22 protein-coding genes and 1 other annotated feature are annotated in these 15,145 nt (G+C 43.9%); of the genes, 6 read left to right on the top strand and 16 right to left on the bottom strand.

All coding sequences use genetic code 11. The annotated features are described in order from the left end of the window. Positions 1 to 56: 56 nt before the first annotated feature. The 5 genes from ACJA3J_RS07640 to ACJA3J_RS07620 form a co-directional block, all read right to left on the bottom strand. On the bottom strand, positions 57 to 1,337 hold the full coding sequence (locus ACJA3J_RS07640; RefSeq protein WP_089650904.1) for a glycoside hydrolase family 68 protein: 1,281 nt from the start codon (positions 1,335 to 1,337) through the stop codon (positions 57 to 59). Positions 1,338 to 2,036: 699 nt separating this feature from the next. After that, positions 2,037 to 2,270: a hypothetical protein gene (locus ACJA3J_RS07635; RefSeq protein WP_143015210.1), complete on the bottom strand. Its 234-nt coding sequence runs from the start codon at positions 2,268 to 2,270 to the stop codon at positions 2,037 to 2,039. After that, complete coding sequence (locus ACJA3J_RS07630; protein WP_089650902.1) at positions 2,248 to 2,631, bottom strand: hypothetical protein; 384 nt, start codon at positions 2,629 to 2,631, stop codon at positions 2,248 to 2,250. Before ACJA3J_RS07630 ends, ACJA3J_RS07635 begins: the two co-directional genes overlap by 23 nt. Positions 2,632 to 2,681: 50 nt before the next feature. Further along, positions 2,682 to 3,557, bottom strand: a complete 876-nt coding sequence (locus ACJA3J_RS07625) for an aminoglycoside 6-adenylyltransferase (protein ID WP_406945910.1) — start codon at positions 3,555 to 3,557, stop codon at positions 2,682 to 2,684. Positions 3,558 to 3,574: 17 nt separating this feature from the next. Continuing rightward, positions 3,575 to 3,736 (bottom strand): hypothetical protein, encoded by a 162-nt coding sequence (locus ACJA3J_RS07620; protein ID WP_181898608.1) that lies wholly within the window; start codon positions 3,734 to 3,736, stop codon positions 3,575 to 3,577. A gap of 143 nt (positions 3,737 to 3,879) precedes the next feature. Between ACJA3J_RS07620 and ACJA3J_RS07615 the strand changes: the two genes are divergently transcribed. Continuing rightward, on the top strand, positions 3,880 to 4,425 hold the full coding sequence (locus ACJA3J_RS07615; RefSeq protein WP_406945909.1) for a phosphatase PAP2 family protein: 546 nt from the start codon (positions 3,880 to 3,882) through the stop codon (positions 4,423 to 4,425). On the opposite strand, the gene ACJA3J_RS07610 is transcribed toward ACJA3J_RS07615, so the two are convergent. Beyond that, positions 4,422 to 4,955 (bottom strand): hypothetical protein, encoded by a 534-nt coding sequence (locus ACJA3J_RS07610; protein ID WP_406945908.1) that lies wholly within the window; start codon positions 4,953 to 4,955, stop codon positions 4,422 to 4,424. The two genes, ACJA3J_RS07615 and ACJA3J_RS07610, sit on opposite strands and share 4 nt — an antisense overlap. 125 nt (positions 4,956 to 5,080) lie before the next feature. Here ACJA3J_RS07610 and ACJA3J_RS07605 point away from each other — a divergent pair, with 125 nt between their 5' ends. From ACJA3J_RS07605 to ACJA3J_RS07595, 3 genes are all read left to right on the top strand, one after another. Further along, complete coding sequence (locus ACJA3J_RS07605) at positions 5,081 to 5,458, top strand: DUF4440 domain-containing protein (RefSeq protein ID WP_406945907.1); 378 nt, start codon at positions 5,081 to 5,083, stop codon at positions 5,456 to 5,458. 109 nt (positions 5,459 to 5,567) lie between these two features. Further along, positions 5,568 to 6,047 (top strand): DUF2243 domain-containing protein, encoded by a 480-nt coding sequence (locus ACJA3J_RS07600; protein ID WP_406945906.1) that lies wholly within the window; start codon positions 5,568 to 5,570, stop codon positions 6,045 to 6,047. Next, entirely contained in the window at positions 6,040 to 6,831 is a 792-nt protein-coding gene (locus ACJA3J_RS07595) for a cytochrome c oxidase assembly protein (RefSeq protein ID WP_115894029.1), read from the top strand. The genes ACJA3J_RS07600 and ACJA3J_RS07595 overlap by 8 nt, the downstream gene beginning before the upstream one ends. Positions 6,832 to 6,841: 10 nt before the next feature. Here ACJA3J_RS07595 and ACJA3J_RS07590 read toward each other — a convergent pair whose 3' ends face one another. From ACJA3J_RS07590 to ACJA3J_RS07565, 6 genes are all read right to left on the bottom strand, one after another. Further along, positions 6,842 to 7,312, bottom strand: coding sequence for a tetratricopeptide repeat protein (locus ACJA3J_RS07590; RefSeq protein ID WP_167355982.1), 471 nt, complete (start codon positions 7,310 to 7,312; stop codon positions 6,842 to 6,844). Between the two features lie 126 nt (positions 7,313 to 7,438). Continuing rightward, entirely contained in the window at positions 7,439 to 8,059 is a 621-nt protein-coding gene (locus ACJA3J_RS07585; protein WP_143015209.1) for a nucleotidyltransferase domain-containing protein, read from the bottom strand. A 27-nt stretch (positions 8,060 to 8,086) separates the two neighbouring features. Further along, complete coding sequence (tyrS, locus tag ACJA3J_RS07580) at positions 8,087 to 9,328, bottom strand: tyrosine--tRNA ligase (RefSeq protein WP_406945905.1); 1,242 nt, start codon at positions 9,326 to 9,328, stop codon at positions 8,087 to 8,089. A gap of 44 nt (positions 9,329 to 9,372) precedes the next feature. Next, positions 9,373 to 9,598 (bottom strand) — a binding site (T-box leader). A gap of 61 nt (positions 9,599 to 9,659) precedes the next feature. Further along, positions 9,660 to 10,238: a hypothetical protein gene (locus ACJA3J_RS07575; protein WP_406945904.1), complete on the bottom strand. Its 579-nt coding sequence runs from the start codon at positions 10,236 to 10,238 to the stop codon at positions 9,660 to 9,662. 413 nt (positions 10,239 to 10,651) lie between these two features. Next, entirely contained in the window at positions 10,652 to 11,278 is a 627-nt protein-coding gene (locus ACJA3J_RS07570) for an FMN-dependent NADH-azoreductase (protein WP_406945903.1), read from the bottom strand. Between the two features lie 118 nt (positions 11,279 to 11,396). After that, a complete protein-coding gene (locus ACJA3J_RS07565) occupies positions 11,397 to 11,543 on the bottom strand; it encodes a hypothetical protein (RefSeq protein ID WP_406945902.1) in 147 nt (48 codons plus the stop codon). A gap of 265 nt (positions 11,544 to 11,808) precedes the next feature. Between ACJA3J_RS07565 and ACJA3J_RS07560 the strand changes: the two genes are divergently transcribed. Further along, positions 11,809 to 12,534 carry an alpha/beta hydrolase gene (locus tag ACJA3J_RS07560; RefSeq protein WP_406945901.1) on the top strand — a complete coding sequence of 242 codons (726 nt, stop codon included), beginning with the start codon at positions 11,809 to 11,811 and terminating at the stop codon, positions 12,532 to 12,534. Positions 12,535 to 12,581: 47 nt separating this feature from the next. Here the strand turns inward: ACJA3J_RS07560 and ACJA3J_RS07555 are convergent, their stop codons facing one another. Both ACJA3J_RS07555 and ACJA3J_RS07550 read right to left on the bottom strand, forming a co-directional pair. Then, on the bottom strand, positions 12,582 to 13,151 hold the full coding sequence (locus ACJA3J_RS07555) for a LysM peptidoglycan-binding domain-containing protein (RefSeq protein ID WP_406945900.1): 570 nt from the start codon (positions 13,149 to 13,151) through the stop codon (positions 12,582 to 12,584). Positions 13,152 to 13,565: 414 nt separating this feature from the next. Beyond that, positions 13,566 to 13,793: a hypothetical protein gene (locus ACJA3J_RS07550; protein WP_089650890.1), complete on the bottom strand. Its 228-nt coding sequence runs from the start codon at positions 13,791 to 13,793 to the stop codon at positions 13,566 to 13,568. Positions 13,794 to 13,925: 132 nt separating this feature from the next. Here ACJA3J_RS07550 and ACJA3J_RS07545 point away from each other — a divergent pair, with 132 nt between their 5' ends. Beyond that, the gene (locus ACJA3J_RS07545; RefSeq protein WP_406945899.1) at positions 13,926 to 14,351 is read left to right on the top strand and encodes an RDD family protein; all 426 of its coding nucleotides are present in this window, start codon (positions 13,926 to 13,928) and stop codon (positions 14,349 to 14,351) included. A 34-nt stretch (positions 14,352 to 14,385) separates the two neighbouring features. Here ACJA3J_RS07545 and ACJA3J_RS07540 read toward each other — a convergent pair whose 3' ends face one another. Both ACJA3J_RS07540 and ACJA3J_RS07535 read right to left on the bottom strand, forming a co-directional pair. Further along, positions 14,386 to 14,928, bottom strand: a complete 543-nt coding sequence (locus ACJA3J_RS07540; protein ID WP_406945898.1) for a GNAT family N-acetyltransferase — start codon at positions 14,926 to 14,928, stop codon at positions 14,386 to 14,388. After that, positions 14,925 to 15,119, bottom strand: a complete 195-nt coding sequence (locus ACJA3J_RS07535; RefSeq protein WP_089650887.1) for a hypothetical protein — start codon at positions 15,117 to 15,119, stop codon at positions 14,925 to 14,927. Before ACJA3J_RS07535 ends, ACJA3J_RS07540 begins: the two co-directional genes overlap by 4 nt. Positions 15,120 to 15,145 lie beyond the last annotated feature (26 nt).

Raw genomic sequence — 15,145 nt, 5'->3', positions numbered from 1 at the left:
AGATGCTTGTTAAGAAAGAGAAGCTAGCCGATCACAGCTAGCTTCTTATTCCAACATTATCCGTGAATTTCGCCTTCACCCATAACACCCTTGATTTCAGAAGTGTCATCTTTAAGCTTCAGCTTCAACGTCGGCGCAAAAGATCCGCCAAACTGGAAGTCGCCATTTTCGTCATAAAATTCGTTGACAAAACTGATGACTTGTCCATGTGGAAGAACCGCCCAAGAGTATGCCTGGAATGGATCTTCTTCAGGGTTCGCAACCACAAGACCTGTACCGTTCATCGGCTCATAATCACCGAATAGAGAGTTGGCATGGAAGCCATAAAGCCCGTCTGGACCTTCCAGGCCGGGAGCGAACGTGAACTGGTGAGAAATGGTGAACAAATAATAGTCGTCACCTTTCTGCACAACGTGCGGACGTTCAAGCTGTTGGTTTACACCGTCAGCTTCAAGAAGTGGTGGCATAAGTTCAAACTCTGTCAGATCATCGTTTTCTGCTTTCGCAATACCAACGTTTCCGTTGTAATCTTCTGCACCAGCTGGAATTGGACCATCAACGTTACCTATGTTATCGGCCTCCAGTGTCTTATCTGTGCCGCCAGTATTACCTTCAAAGATTAAGTATTCCTCGCCTGTTTCCGGGTGCTGGAAGAACCAAGGATCACGGAAGGAATAAATGATATCTCCCGTTTTCTGTGCTTGTGTTTCGTAATAAACGCCATCAGCTTCTGCAAGGATTTGGTGCTCTCCATTGTTCTTTACTTGGAATCCTTCTTTGTTGTCATAATCCATTTCGAATGTCGTTTTCGCTAGACGCTGTTCGAATGTAGGACCCTCATCCTTCCGACCGGCAGCTGTATAGAACAAGTGGATTTTATCATTTTCGTCGATCATCGCAGATCCAGCCCATTGGCGGAAACCAAGTGCTTTATCTTCATCATAAGGAACCGTTCCCATTTCCCAATCTTTACCATTCTTAGAATAGAAAGTACGGATAACGGCATGGTCATGACGGCCGGCCCATGTGTACTCTTTGCTTGCAGTAAGAGCGAACTGGACATAACGGCCATTGATTTTAGCCAGAGAACCATCGCGATCACGAAGCGGCCATGTGTCCCATACCCAGTAATCCGGGGCCACATCTGTGAAAGAATCGATGTTCGGTGCCGTGTTTTCGTCTGTCAACGTAAAGTTTGAAGCATCCTCACGGGACCACGTTGGAGTATCCTCCGCTGCTTGTGCTGAAGAAGCTACAGGAAATGCTGTGAAAGCACTGGACACTACAAGTGCTGTTAAGGCTAGTTTGGATAAAATAGATGATTGCTTAGTCTTCATTACTTAACCTCCCGATAATTTGTAGTTTGGGGTGTGCTCCGGAACACACCTTAACTCTAAGGAAGCGGAAAGCACTGGTCAACGGAAGATTTCCCGTCATCTCTTTAAGGGTAAAAAGTCACAAATAGCTTATGAAGTATACATTGGTAACGTTTCAATTTAAAGTTGGAAAGGGTTACAATGTTTTCCAAAATGAGAGGAAATACATAGATAAAATGTAAAATTAACCCATATAAATGAAGCTTAGGGTTTGGTTTAAAACTGGCCATATGAAGGAGTTTAAAACTTATGGGGATCTATTCTCCCCGTTCATAAGGAAAGATCACACTCCCTCATTTTTCATGTATCCGATTTCAAAAATGTTGATCTATCAATGGTTAAACATTGTTTTACAATCATTGAGATAACATTTACAACTAGTTAAAATGGTAGAAAAATTGAATCAATCGGTTTCCTGAATTTTTCTTCATTAACTTTGAGTCATAATAAGTGAATAGATGCACCTCTTACCCTATGTCCTAGTTGAAATCAGTAAAGTCATGCCTTGAACTTTGTATCCGTGTAGACTTTTCTTTGAAATTCGACAGTCATCTTTCGTGAGTCCCTCCTCTCTCCTGAGGAGGTTAATTTTTCACTAAGAAATTAAAAAAGAGAAGGACAACCGTAAAGGTCCCTTCTCTAAAATCATAAAATCACACATCACCTCTTCTCCCGTTCAAGAATTCGATCCACTTTCGCTTCCACTCTGTCCAGCTGACTCTTCTTTCTTTTTACCGAAATGATGATCGATACCGTTCCTATAATCACTCCGATTAACAATACAAAAAATAAAAGTTGAGCGATCATATCACCGATAATGAAACTGCCTGCACTCTCCACTTCAGAACTCCCCTCTTTCGTTCTTCTACCATTATTTAACGTACTCCAAGTCAAACGTTTCTTCCCTTTCGCCCCATTCAATGGTCACCTGGATCTCATGATTTTCCTTTGTCACCGCGCAGCCGGAGCAGAAGTTCCCCATTTGTTGGACCATCCCATCATTCAACAGAACGTAGTCTCCCTCTCCACTGCCGGTAGGACTGTCCAGGATGTAATTGATATGTTCCGGAGCTTTCTCTTCACCTACATAGGTGATATGAAGACTTGTCGATTCACTGTCTTCTGATTTTACATCCGCGATATATTCGACCTGCCATTCTTCGCTTTCTTCTTGAAAGTGCAAGGTCTTCTGCCCAAAACACCCTGTCAATATCAAAGCGGTCAACAAAAACAAAATAACCTTAGGATACTTCATAACATGGGCTCCTTTCTCCATTGTTTACATGCATCAAGGACACAATCCCATTAAAAAATACGGTCGGCCGATGAAGATAACTTCCTCACCTGTCTCAAATAAAACGTCATGTTTTCATCCTCATCCCATTGATATGTAAAAGAGAATTCATCCGCTACATGTCCAGCCAGTGTCCGGAACAAATCGCCTGCAACAAACAGTGCATCCCAAATATGTTCAGCGTCACCGTCCGCATAGGTCGCTTCATACATCGTCCAATACTCATCCGGCAGAAACTTTTTAAAATAATTCCCGATCTTCCCTGTCGAAACTTGAAAATCCGTCTTTGTGCCAATCCACCAGGAAACCATCTGATCTAAGTCTCTACGAATCACACATTCCAGCATGAACTGCGCATACGGCACTTCATCGCGCCACAAGCTTTTCGCAACGTTCTGCTGACACCACCAGAAGTTGTTGCAGCGAGCGAGATACTCCTCTTCCTTCGGCTTTTGCACATGATAATCTTCATCTGTCGCATCAGGAATTTCAGGCAGACAGTCATCCTGGTCCATCAAAGGGACGGTCAGCTTGTCGTCCCCGTAGTGTTCCTGCATATGCGGAATGGTTTCTATATGTAAATCGATCCGGTTACCATCCGTAAATAGCATCAAATAGCCATAAAAGTCCGCAAACTCGCCATCTTTGCCCTGATCATTTTTATCCGGTTCCTGCATCATCAGCCTTTCACCGAACACATCCACCCATTGCTTATCTTCCAAAAAAGAAGCTGTTTCCGTCACAACGTAGACGATGTCATAATCCTGAAAAAGATCTTCTTTTAATGTGGGATTCGTTCGTGACCCGTTCATGTACGCCGCACGAATCCGCTCATCCTTCTCGGCGACAGTCAAAATCAGATCCATCATTTCCTTATCTGATCGCATTCTTTGCTCCCTCCCCTTTACAGTCCATCTTTATGATCCGAATAAACTTCATATCGTTCCTTCCACTCTCGTCTTTTCATTTCTATAAATACACTTTTTTTCAGACTCATCCATGATAAAACGAAGAAGAACAAATATATGAAAAATGGATTTTCCTGCTGGATGATCTTTTCCTTCACTTGCTTCCCTCCATATACAAGAGCATAGTTTTTTTCCACCTTCTCAATAATAAAAAGAAAAGGAGGTTCCGAAATGCACAGACATCTCCAATGGCTATTGGCTTTGAACCTTTTCCTTTTCGTATTGTTCAGCAGGGGGAGTGATGACAACACCACCCTTCCTCACAGCTATGGATGAATGGGGAATGAAGACTACAGCAGACTCAGACGACCAAACCACCATCCAAATCGCTCGTTTCTTCTCTATAGTAACCAGCTACAAGGTTTGCCTCACTACAGGCTTTATCGTTTCTTTTATTTTTATTTATTTGAACAAGTACCGAACCAGCTTTTTCATCCTTTTAGGAGCCGCATGTACCAAGCTCATCAGTACAGGTTTGAAAGATTTCTTCAGTCGAGAGCGCCTTCTTGTCGATTCTTTTGTATCAGTCAATGGGGGTGCTTTCCCGAGTGCTCATATGATCTATGCGGTCTTCCTGACAGGATCCCTTTTTATCCTCTTCTCCGTTTACTTGAAACGTACAGGACGGGGGATTCTTATGGTATGTGGATTTCTTGTGGTTGGAATGGTTGGGTGGTCCCGCGTCCATCTCGGCGCTCATTATTTAAGCGATGTGCTCGGTGGGTTTTTCATCGGAGTCGTGTGGCTTCTGGTGATGGATTTTTTTATCACAAAAGAAAATCTCTAATGATGTTCGGAGGAAAGATTCTTGATAATATGCTCCACGATGTTCTCCACGCTCAGCGTTCCATCGACGACAAGATCGGCATCGGGTTTAATGGACTGGAGCATTTCTAAATAAGCTTTTCTTCCAGCATGCAAATAATGAGTCAACTCTTCCTTTACGCCTGGCCCTACCTCATCACGAAGCAAACGCCTGGCCATAGCGATATCCAGAGGTGTATCAATATAAACCGAATAGTCAATCCAAGGCTTCACTTTCTCATGCTTATAAGAAAATGGGTAATCGAGGATCAGAAAAGAAGCATTTTGTGTTTGTGCTGATTGAATATCATCAATCAACGGATCCAGTTCCCATTGATGATAATCCGGTCCATTTTCCACCCATTCGGTGAGGTTTTCCGGTGCACCGTCAAATTCATACGCATCAAAGAAAAGCGCTTCAGATCCAGACAAGCGCTCCCGAAGCTTTTTCGTAATCGTCGTCTTCCCGCCACCCGAAACGGCAGCCACTGCAATAACCGTTGGATGTGTCATTGGTCCCTCTCCCTGAATTTCACTAGTCGTTTTCTTTTCACATGGACCGACATCGCTTCATCTCCTCATGGTAGAATCAAAGTATAATATTCCCATAGAAAATTTTAACACAAAGGAGAATACATATGTCGCTGAAGGAAAAATTGAAAGCACTGGAAACCCACCACCTACAGTTAAGCACTCGCAAATCCACAGAAGGGCTGGATTACATATTGGCCGATGACTTCTGGGAGATCGGAAGTTCCGGCGTTCCTTATGATAAAAAGTTCTGCCTGGAGCAGGGCGTCCTCCTGACTGAGATGGCTCTCGATCATTATGAAATTCAGCCTTTATCAGAGGATACGGTCCTCGCAACGTATTATGTCACGGACACAACAAGAAACAGAAACACACTCCGCAGCTCCATTTGGAAAAAGATCGATGAGCGCTGGCAATTGTATTTTCATCAAGGAACCATGACGGATTTACTAAAGGATGAGTATAAAGAAATGCGCGGACTTTGATCTTGTCATCACCATCCCGTCAAAAGTCCTTTTTAAAGCCAGAAACGTTTGTATTTTTTAAGTGGTGGGTACAACATAGGAAGAATTTTGAAGAATGGGAGGTTTTTCTATGGGTTCAAAGTCCCTTCATTCTGAACGTAATCATCACTCAAAACGGAACCTATGGTCCGGAGTCTTGTTCGGAATCGGCCTTGCTGCATTTATAGACGAAACGATTTTCCACCAACTGCTTAGATGGCACCATTTTTATGATCAATCCACTACAGACATCGGACTGATTTCAGACGGATTGTTCCACGCGTTCAGTTGGTTCGCAACCATTGGCGGTCTGTTTCTTTTTGCCGATCTAAAACGGAGGAATGGCTTATCACTGAAGCGGTGGTGGGGCGGCGTTCTGCTTGGAGCAGGGTCTTTCCAGTTGTATGACGGAATCATTCAGCATAAACTGATGCGCCTGCACCAGATTCGTTATGTGGAAAATGTGATCCCTTACGACCTTGTGTGGAACATATCCGCTGTGCTTATGATTGCTGCCGGTCTTTTCCTTCTGAAACGTACCAGCAAAAAAGGAGCACCATCCCATGCATGAGCAACATTCAAGCGGGGGTGGACTCCTTTTTGATTTGGTTCTGTCGTTACCATTCCTGCTTGCCATCCTTTTGTACATAGGGGCAGGCATCGTTTCTAATCGTTCCCGTCATCTGCAGGAATGGCCGGTTTGGCGACATGTTTTTTGGTCCATCGGAGTGTTATGTGCAGGTATAGCTGTCATCGGCCCGCTAGCAGACCAAGCGCGCATCGACTTTCGCGCCCATATGATGGGGCATCTGCTTTTAGGCATGCTCGCCCCACTCCTGCTCGTTCTTGCTGCACCGATGACCCTGTTGTTAAGAACACTTCCCGTTTCTGCTGCCAAAAAGATATCTTCTCTCATGAGAAGTTCTTATGTACGTGTCATCAGTCACCCCATCACAGCTTCCATTCTCAACATCGGCGGGTTGTGGGTGCTTTACACAACAGATTTATATCACATGATGCACGACAACCTATGGATTCACATTCTCGTCCATCTGCACGTGTTCCTGGCCGGGTACCTTTTTACAATGGCTATGATTTACATTGACCCTGTCGCTCACCGCTACAGTTATTTGTATCGGGCAATCGTATTCATCTTCGCTCTTGCAGGACACGGAATCCTGTCGAAATACTTGTATGCCTCCCCGCCAGAAGGAGTCAGTCAAAGCCAGGCAGAGGCAGGATCCATGCTTATGTACTACGGGGGCGATGCGATCGATGCCATTCTTATTTTCATCCTTTGTTGGCAGTGGTACAAAGCTACTCAACCAAATAAGAGGCTGGCAGCAAGTCCATGAAAAGAAACCCCTACCAAGTTTGATCTAGTTGAGCCGCATAAAAGGAAATGGCTTTTTTATACTTTTCAATCCAGGGACTGTCTGCATGAGAACCCAGCACCGCCAGCAATTGTTCCACCGCTTGGGGGGACTGCTTCAAGTTGTATAAGGTCATCGCGTGAAACACCTGAATCGCGGGATTCCCTGGAAATTCCTGCGCTCCCTTTTCCAGGACCTCCCTCGCTTCATGATACTTCCCGATGCACCTTAGACTGCTTCCCCACTGAATATAGGTCTGAGTTCTACGGTCGCCTTGTATTCCATGGTCAATGGCTTTTTCATAAAAGGGGATGGCTTCCCGCTCCATCCCTTGCGCATCATGCGATACCGCACACAAATAATTCAAATCTGCGTTTTCCTCGTCCCGTTTCAAGTGGTTCAATGCTTCAACTCTAGCTTTCTCGCTCTCTCCTTCATCCAACAAGAACTGGATTTGATTCATAAAATCCCCCTTCCTCCCTTGATTAATTGATATATTCTTCATTTGGTTGATATCTTTAGATTTTAATTGATATATTTTCAATTCAGCCGATAAAATTTCATTTTGGCCCATATCCCAACAATTGACTCAAAGCTTCTGCAAATGATCAATCCAGGCATCCAGCCGCCTGCGATCCCCCGGCCCTTCCAGCAGCTTATCGTAAATCCGGTACCCTTCCACATCGTGCTCACGTAACCAGTTCAGCGACTTTTTCGGACCGAGGTACCAGCGTCCGATCATCTCAAAATAAATTTCAAGACTTTCCTTCACTAGCCAGTGAAAGCGATAGCGGCCCTCCATATCCCCTTTTCTCGAGCGTATTTTCATCTTAATCAGCCAATCTTTCAAAAACTGCTTCTCCTTCGGCTGCAAAGACGACGGTCCCTCGTTGAAAATAGAATCAATCTCTGTCATCCATTTTTGGGCAAGGTCATGATCATCGACGAGGACCTCGGCACGATGGACTTTCAAAAAGTTGGCCGGCTCTTTCATATCATCCGTCTTGTGGACCCACACATCCAAAAGCTTGCCACTGAACGTTTCCACTTTATTCTGTGTTTCCAGCTCATCGGAAAAACCAATCAAATCGACATCACTTTCATTCGTAGAGTCCCCGGTTTGATAGGAACCGTACAAGAATACGGTATGACACTTATAGGTCTCTCTCATATGTTCGGTTGCTTTTTCTATAAATGCTTCTCTTTCCATCACTTCATTTCCCCTTTTCTTCTCCAATCAGGATGAACTTCTTAGCCTTACAAACTTCCGTTTCCCGACTTGAACCACTACCCCGTCTGTCACTTGCACCGTTTGATTGACATCCGTCACTTTCTCCTGGTCGATCCGGACCCCGCCATTTTTGATCATCCTTCTCCCTTCACTCTTGGAAGGTAAAAGTCCGAGTTCCTTGACGAGGTCGACAATGAGAAGCTCCTCTTCTCCTTTCCACATCACTTCAGGAATCTCATCCGGCATCGCTTTTTTCTGAAAAACATTGATGAACTGTTCTCGGCTATGACGAGCTGCCTCTTTTCCATGAAGCATTTCGACAAAAGAAGCGGCAAGCTTCATTTTGGCATCCCGCGGGTGAAGCGTACCTTCATCAAGCTTCCGTTTCATTTCCTGCACTTCTTCTATGGATAACGGAGACACGAGTTCAAAATATTTCATGAGCAACGCATCAGGAATCGACATCGTTTTTCCAAAAATGTCCTGCGGCCGCTCATCCACACCGATGTAATTGCCTTTCGACTTCGACATTTTCTCCACACCGTCAAGCCCTTCAATCAAAGGCATCAGCAGGACGACTTGCTTTTCCCTGCCGTAGTGCTCCTGAACTTGCCTTCCGAACAATACATTGAATTCTTGATCGGTCCCTCCGAGTTCGATGTCTGACTCCAAAGCATACGAATCATATCCTTGCATGACGGGGTAGAAAAACTCATGGAGGTGGATCGGCTTATTCGCTTCGTACCGGTTATGAAAGTCATTGCGCTCGAGCATCCTTGCCACCGTCACCGTACTCGCCAGTTTCAACACTTCTGAGAACCCAACTTTGGAAAGCCATTTCGAGTTGTAATGGAGCTCTACTTTTTCCATGTCGATTACTTTGCCGAACTGTTCAAAGTAAGTTTTTGCATTGTGCTCCACTTCTTCATCCGTCAAAGCAGTACGGGCGATTGACTTACCCGTCGGATCACCAATCTTCCCTGTGAAATCGCCGATGATCAGCTGAACTGTGTGCCCGAATTCCTGAAACTGTTTCAATTTATTCAACACAACCGTATGGCCGAGGTGGACATCAGGAGCAGTCGGATCGAGCCCCAACTTCACTTTCAGTGGCTTCTCATTTTTAATCGACTTCGCAATTTTCTCTTTGAACTCATCTTCCGGAATGATCGAGGAGACACCATAAGATAGAACCTCCCTTTGCTTTTCCAGTTCTCTTTTTTGCACATCATTCAATTGTTCGATCATCTTACAGCCCTCCATTTTTTAGAATATAAAAAAGACACGCCCCATCATGGGACGTGTCTTCTACACGCGTTACCACCCAAGTTGAAGATGAATGTCTTCATCCTCCCCTCAAAAAGATAACGGATTTACCGTCTTCCACTACTCACATGAGTTTTCGTAAAAGAAGCTCCAGAAGGTAATTCATGAAGAGGTGTGTATCGACTCGCAGCAACCGTCGACTCTCTGACGACAGGGATCTCTTCACTACTGGGTTTCTGTCATTGCCGTAGGTATTAAAGTTAGGATTATGTTACGCGGAAAGGAAGAAGATGTCAACGTTTTTCTGAATATTTTATTTCTTATGAAACACACTCCCTACGTTTTTTCTTTGGAGGAAAAACATACCTCCAAGATTGACCGCACCTACGAGGAAAAGGATGCTTGTAGAAGAAGTAGAGTCTTCAGACACGGGAGTTCTCTTTTCTTTAGATGGATGTTCCTTCATAAATTCAGTATAGAAAGTTTTGTCTTCACCCTCATCTTGAACCGAGTCACCCATTAATTGGACCATCCCATTTGCAGCCACCACTGGTGTTAGGAAATCAGTCTCCGGGATATTTTCCAAAAGAAGCATGAACCTGCCGCCTTTCTCTTGAAAATCTTTCGCCCAGCTGACATCAAACCGATCGATTCCGGCTGTAATTTCCTCTCCAACCTTTCCCTTAAGTACTGCTTCCACATCAAAAGGATAACCATCAAAGACAAATTCACTACCTTCAGATCGATGACCAAAATCGTAAGTCCCGATAACGATGACTTCCGCCCGGTCAACAACCTCTTGAGCATCAAGTTTTTCGTAACTGGTGGCAGAGACCTGCAAAGGAAGGCTGCATAGAAAAACAACGATAAGTAATCCTATGAAATGTCTCATCATACCCTCCTTCATTCATTTATAGTTTAGATTCATGACTGTTTCCTGCATTTCCCCCTATATGGTTGAATAGTAGCTGTACAGAGATCACCGACAAAAGGAAAACAATTTCCGGTGCCGAAGAATCCCAAATGGACGTCACAATAATAAACAAAAGTGATGAAACAAGAGCGATTAAAAATATGTATAAAAACAAGCTGATGATGTAATTCATTCTAAATCCTTTCTCTACGATTTCCGTCATAAAAATACAGGAATGGAACAGATGAAAACTACCTTTTTTCCATCTTAACCCAACCACCACTACATTCACCCTATCATATTTTCATGTAAAAAAGGAAAACGCCCGTAAAAACACGCACTCAACGAGCTTTTTTTTCTACGGGCACTTCCTAAGGAGAGCTGGTCAACATTTAAAATGTCCGGGCTGCGTCTTTCGCCCTTGCCATCGCATGTTCTCTAATGTCATCCGCCTGACCCGGATTCGCCGCATGTCCTTCGACAAAAAGACCATCGAAGGACGGTACGCCGAAAAATTGCATAATGATGTTCAAATACCGGTGCCCCATTTCCATTCCAGCTGCAGGTCCTTCCGAATAAATCCCGCCACATGCCTGGATGTGGAAAGCTTTTTTATCCGTCAATAGACCGACCGGACCCTCTTCTGTATATTTAAATGCTTTGCCCGCCACGGCCACCGCATCAATATAGGCCTTCATTACAGGAGGAAAAGAGAAGTTCCACATCGGGGTGACAAAAACGTACTTGTCTGCGGAAATGAATTGATCACTCAACTCTCTCAGTCGTTCGACCTTCCTATTTTCTTCGTCTGAAAGGTTATCTCCCGACTGCAATTTCCCCCACCCGCTGAAAATATCAGCATCTATGTGCGGAATATCTTCTCTATACAAGTCGATATGAATGATTTCATCGCCTGCATTCACTTCTTTGTATGTGTCAATAAAAGTCTTCGCCACCCTCATGCTGTAAGAGGCCGTTTCATCGTGTGGATGTGCCGTGATGTATAAAACCTTCGCCATAGGATCCTACCTTTCCATTCAAGATAGTATAGTTTGTATAGAAACGACCATTCTTACTAATAAATGCAGATAAAAAATAGAATCCATCTTGGTTGAGATGGATTCTTATCATTTTCCATTATTCCTGCTCCGTAGTAACATCATACTGATAAGGGTTTGCCGCTATATTTATTCTTGCTTCATCTGTAAGGACAAACACTTCGTCCGACGCAACTTCTTGGTTCACAGGGGAACGTCCATCGTAGTGGAATGGGGTGTCTTTCATTCTGCCGCCTCCTTCACGCCTTTTTCATTAGCATCCGCTTACGAATTGCGATTATTCCATACTCTTGTTAAAAAGAGCTTCAATTCGGTCCTCAAGCCTCCCCTAATCTGGATGGTGAAGGGGTTTGTTGAAACATTCCTTAACTATTATACCGCATCCAATTCGCCTCTCACTCCTACATCTATTCAGATATTACACTGTATAATACTCATTTGAAGAAGTGACTACCATGATTCGTTTGAAGCAAAAAGGAAGGATGTGGATTATGAAAAAGTGGCTCAAGTATATGCTTCTTAGTCTCCTGGCCCTGATCAGTGTTGGAGTTCTCTTCTTTTTCATCTGGACTCAACAAACCTACGAACCATCGGAAGAGATGACCCGTCTGGTGAAAGAGCCCAATCAAACAGACAGTTGGGTTGTCCATGAACCCAGAGGTAATGCTAAGGGTGGAATCATCATATATCCTGGAGCAAAAGTCGAGCCAGAAGCCTACAGCTATCTAGCTCAACAACTAGCAAGCAACGGGTACATCACAGGGATTCCTAATGTAACTTTGAACTTACCCATATTGAACACGAACAAAGCTAAGGAAATGATGGACCGCTATCCTGAAGCTGGAGAATGGTATGTGGGAGGTCATTCACTCGGCGGGGTCGCCGCTGCCTCTTTTGTAAAAGAACATCCTGACAAAACAGACGGTTTGATACTCCTCGCTTCCTATCCGACTGAAGGAAAAAGCTTCGCAGATACTGAAACTCCGATCCTATCGATTTATGCGGAGAATGATGGGTTAACGACAGAATCAAAAATTAAAGAAACGAAGCCATTGCTTTCGAAGGAAACGACTCTTCATAAAATTGAAGGAGGCAACCATGCCCAATTCGGTATGTACGGCTCACAAAAAGGGGATCAGCCTGCTGAAATCCCAGCGAAAACACAGCAAGAAATCATTGTCCGTACCATCCATAAGTGGTTGGAAGATCAATCCTGACAGGAAAAACCCGGGGCTCCCTCGGAAGAAATCCCGGGCTTTCTTCTTTATTTCACACGGATGGTTGAACCGATTTGGAGATTTCTCGCATCAATTCCAGGATTCAATTCGTACAAATCCTCCACGGTTACGCCCTGGTGGATACCAGCTATTCCATATAGAGTATCGTAAGGAGCGATCGTATGGTAGTGGACATTCACATCTTCAGCCGGTGAAACCCGGACTTCCTGACCTGGTTGCAAGTTCCAAGGGTCGATGCCTGGATTTAATTCAAACAGTTCTGTGAGCGTCACCCCTTCATGAAGATTTGCGATGCTGTACAACGTACTTCCTGGTGTAACGGTATGAAATTCTTCATTCGGATATTCATCTTCATGAAATGTTTCCTCTGTTTTCACTGTAATTCGAGACCCTGGTTGAATGATGTCTGCATCAATCCCTGGATTCCATTTGTATAAATCATCAACGGTCACATCATCATATTGTTCTGCAAGGCTCCAAAGCGTGTCCCCTTTTTCGAAGGTCACTTGATAAGTTTCCGCCGAAACACTATAAGCTCCAGCCCCAAGCGTCATCCCTAAAGCGAGTACAGGTGCCAAAATCTTCTTTTTGTTCATCCATGGACCCTCCTTAAGGTTAAAAATGCTTTCAGTATTTGTGTTTCGGTTTCGCTTGTCATCTAAACGTAATATTTTGAAAAAAATAAAGTTTTCAATGACCCCCTGATCTACGTAGGACAAAACAAGAACCTGTAAAAAAAAGTACGTTATATTGTTGAAGGAGGAAATCAATGTTGTGGTTGATTTTCACTGATCCAGGTAATCGCTTCCACTCCCGTGATACTCGTTGATTTACTCTCTTTACTTCAGTTCCATAGTGCACCGAAGCCAACTCTCTTTTTCTATTTATTTCCCCTTCCTATCCATACAAATACAATCTTCCAAGTTTAGAAAAAACAATCATTACCATGAAAAAAGCCAGCACTCCTGCTGGCTTTATAACCTTCATCTTTCAGCAAGGTTTCTATTTTATTAATGAAACCCTCCGAACCCTCCGTGGTTACCCTGATTTCTAGCTTGCTGATGAACTTTCCCCTTCCGAATTTCTGCTTTATCATACCGTTTTTCAACAGAAGTACGCTTTTGTTTATTCATTTCATCTCCGTAAAATTTGTTCCTGTTCCATCCGAAAGCATCGCGCAAAAATCCGTACAATAGTGGCACAACCAACAAACCGACAAGGCCGAGAAAAAACCACATGTGCGAAACCCTCCTTTTCGTCTTATTACATGTACGTAAAGCCATCAGGATAAGTTTCATAATTCTTCTAGAGCCGTAGCTTCAGCCTATGTTACAGTGGGAGGGCATGTCGTTTTGTTAGGAGGTTTAGGAATGAACATTCAGAACCCTGCAGGTCTATGGGTCCGTGTTTTTGCAAGAGTCATTGACGGAATTCTCATCACCGTAACTTTAGGTATTCTTTTCTATCTCTTTTATGGAGATTTCTTCTATCAAGGATTAACATGGGTGGATATCGTTGGCATTGCTTACGTTGTAGGCTTACCTGTCCTATGGTCCGGATATACCCTTGGAAAACGGGCGGCCGACAATCGGATTGTCCGTGTGGATGCTAGTAAAAACGTACATATTGGAACTATGCTTCTGAGAGAAGTCGTCGGAGGCATAATCTATTCCTTCACGTTTGGCATCGCCTTGGTGGTCAGTGCCGTTATGGTCGGGGCACGCAAGGATAAGCGAGCGATCCACGACTTCCTTGCTGGTACCTATGTAACCGAAAATAAACCGGAACAGGCCTAATGTCCAAAGCCCTCCTTATTATGAGGGCTTTTTTCTATTCATCATCCGGATTAATGATTGCAAGAACTTGATGATCCTCCCACTTTCCATTGATTTTCACATTCTTTTTCGCCATTCCTTCTTTATGAAAACCTGCTTTTTCTAACACACGGATGGATGCTTTATTTTGAGGCATGACTCCTGCTTCAATCCTATGTAAATGGAGATCAACAAAGGCATGATTAACAAGAAGCCTTACCGCCTCTGTCGTAAAGCCTCTTCCATTGTAGTCTTTATCGAGAAAATAACCGATGAACGCACTTTGCAATGAACCACGGAGGACTTGGAACAGATGGACTGTTCCAATAAGCTCATCTGTGTCTTTATGAAAAATACCGAAAAAGTACTCCGTGTCCTCGGCAGCTCCTTTTTTAAAGGTTTCCATACGCTCCCTCTGTCCTTCCACCGTATAAAAGCCATCCGCCCTTCCCATAGAATACTGTTCAAAAAATGAGCGGTTCTTCTCTTCAAAAAGTAGCAAATCTCGGGCATTGAGATTTGCTACTGTTTTAATATAAATAGACGTTCCGATCATCACATGCCTTCTCCTCCCCCTGGTCCGCCACGCCAGCCTTTTTCCCGTGCCACCGCGCGCTCCACTTCTTTTTCCTGTTCCGTCTTTTGCACGGGAGGCTGCCCTTTGCGTTTTTTTCTCTTTCTCCGGTCCATGTAAACCATAAAAGCAATGAACAAAACAAGAAACAATCCCCATAAAATGTTCGCAAGCATGGAACCTCTCCTTTCTTGTTCTGATC

Origin of the sequence: Halobacillus sp. SY10, assembly GCF_045401165.1 — a bacterium.
Taxonomy (GTDB): Bacteria; Bacillota; Bacilli; order Bacillales; family Halobacillaceae; genus Halobacillus; species Halobacillus aidingensis.
Note: the sequence above shows the minus strand (reverse complement) of the source record. Positions and strands in the feature narration are given on the sequence as shown.

Coding starts and splice junctions, on each gene's coding strand:
- ACJA3J_RS07640 (WP_089650904.1), bottom strand. CDS start 1,337: ATGAAGACTAAGCAATCATCTATTTTATCCAAACTAGCCTTAACAGCA.
- ACJA3J_RS07630 (WP_089650902.1), bottom strand. CDS start 2,631: ATGAAGTATCCTAAGGTTATTTTGTTTTTGTTGACCGCTTTGATATTG.
- ACJA3J_RS07625 (WP_406945910.1), bottom strand. CDS start 3,557: ATGCGATCAGATAAGGAAATGATGGATCTGATTTTGACTGTCGCCGAG.
- ACJA3J_RS07615 (WP_406945909.1), top strand. CDS start 3,880: ATGACAACACCACCCTTCCTCACAGCTATGGATGAATGGGGAATGAAG.
- ACJA3J_RS07610 (WP_406945908.1), bottom strand. CDS start 4,955: ATGACACATCCAACGGTTATTGCAGTGGCTGCCGTTTCGGGTGGCGGG.
- ACJA3J_RS07605 (WP_406945907.1), top strand. CDS start 5,081: ATGTCGCTGAAGGAAAAATTGAAAGCACTGGAAACCCACCACCTACAG.
- ACJA3J_RS07600 (WP_406945906.1), top strand. CDS start 5,568: ATGGGTTCAAAGTCCCTTCATTCTGAACGTAATCATCACTCAAAACGG.
- ACJA3J_RS07595 (WP_115894029.1), top strand. CDS start 6,040: ATGCATGAGCAACATTCAAGCGGGGGTGGACTCCTTTTTGATTTGGTT.
- ACJA3J_RS07590 (WP_167355982.1), bottom strand. CDS start 7,312: ATGAATCAAATCCAGTTCTTGTTGGATGAAGGAGAGAGCGAGAAAGCT.
- ACJA3J_RS07585 (WP_143015209.1), bottom strand. CDS start 8,059: ATGGAAAGAGAAGCATTTATAGAAAAAGCAACCGAACATATGAGAGAG.
- tyrS (WP_406945905.1), bottom strand. CDS start 9,328: ATGATCGAACAATTGAATGATGTGCAAAAAAGAGAACTGGAAAAGCAA.
- ACJA3J_RS07575 (WP_406945904.1), bottom strand. CDS start 10,238: ATGAGACATTTCATAGGATTACTTATCGTTGTTTTTCTATGCAGCCTT.
- ACJA3J_RS07570 (WP_406945903.1), bottom strand. CDS start 11,278: ATGGCGAAGGTTTTATACATCACGGCACATCCACACGATGAAACGGCC.
- ACJA3J_RS07565 (WP_406945902.1), bottom strand. CDS start 11,543: ATGAAAGACACCCCATTCCACTACGATGGACGTTCCCCTGTGAACCAA.
- ACJA3J_RS07560 (WP_406945901.1), top strand. CDS start 11,809: ATGAAAAAGTGGCTCAAGTATATGCTTCTTAGTCTCCTGGCCCTGATC.
- ACJA3J_RS07555 (WP_406945900.1), bottom strand. CDS start 13,151: ATGAACAAAAAGAAGATTTTGGCACCTGTACTCGCTTTAGGGATGACG.
- ACJA3J_RS07550 (WP_089650890.1), bottom strand. CDS start 13,793: ATGTGGTTTTTTCTCGGCCTTGTCGGTTTGTTGGTTGTGCCACTATTG.
- ACJA3J_RS07545 (WP_406945899.1), top strand. CDS start 13,926: ATGAACATTCAGAACCCTGCAGGTCTATGGGTCCGTGTTTTTGCAAGA.
- ACJA3J_RS07535 (WP_089650887.1), bottom strand. CDS start 15,119: ATGCTTGCGAACATTTTATGGGGATTGTTTCTTGTTTTGTTCATTGCT.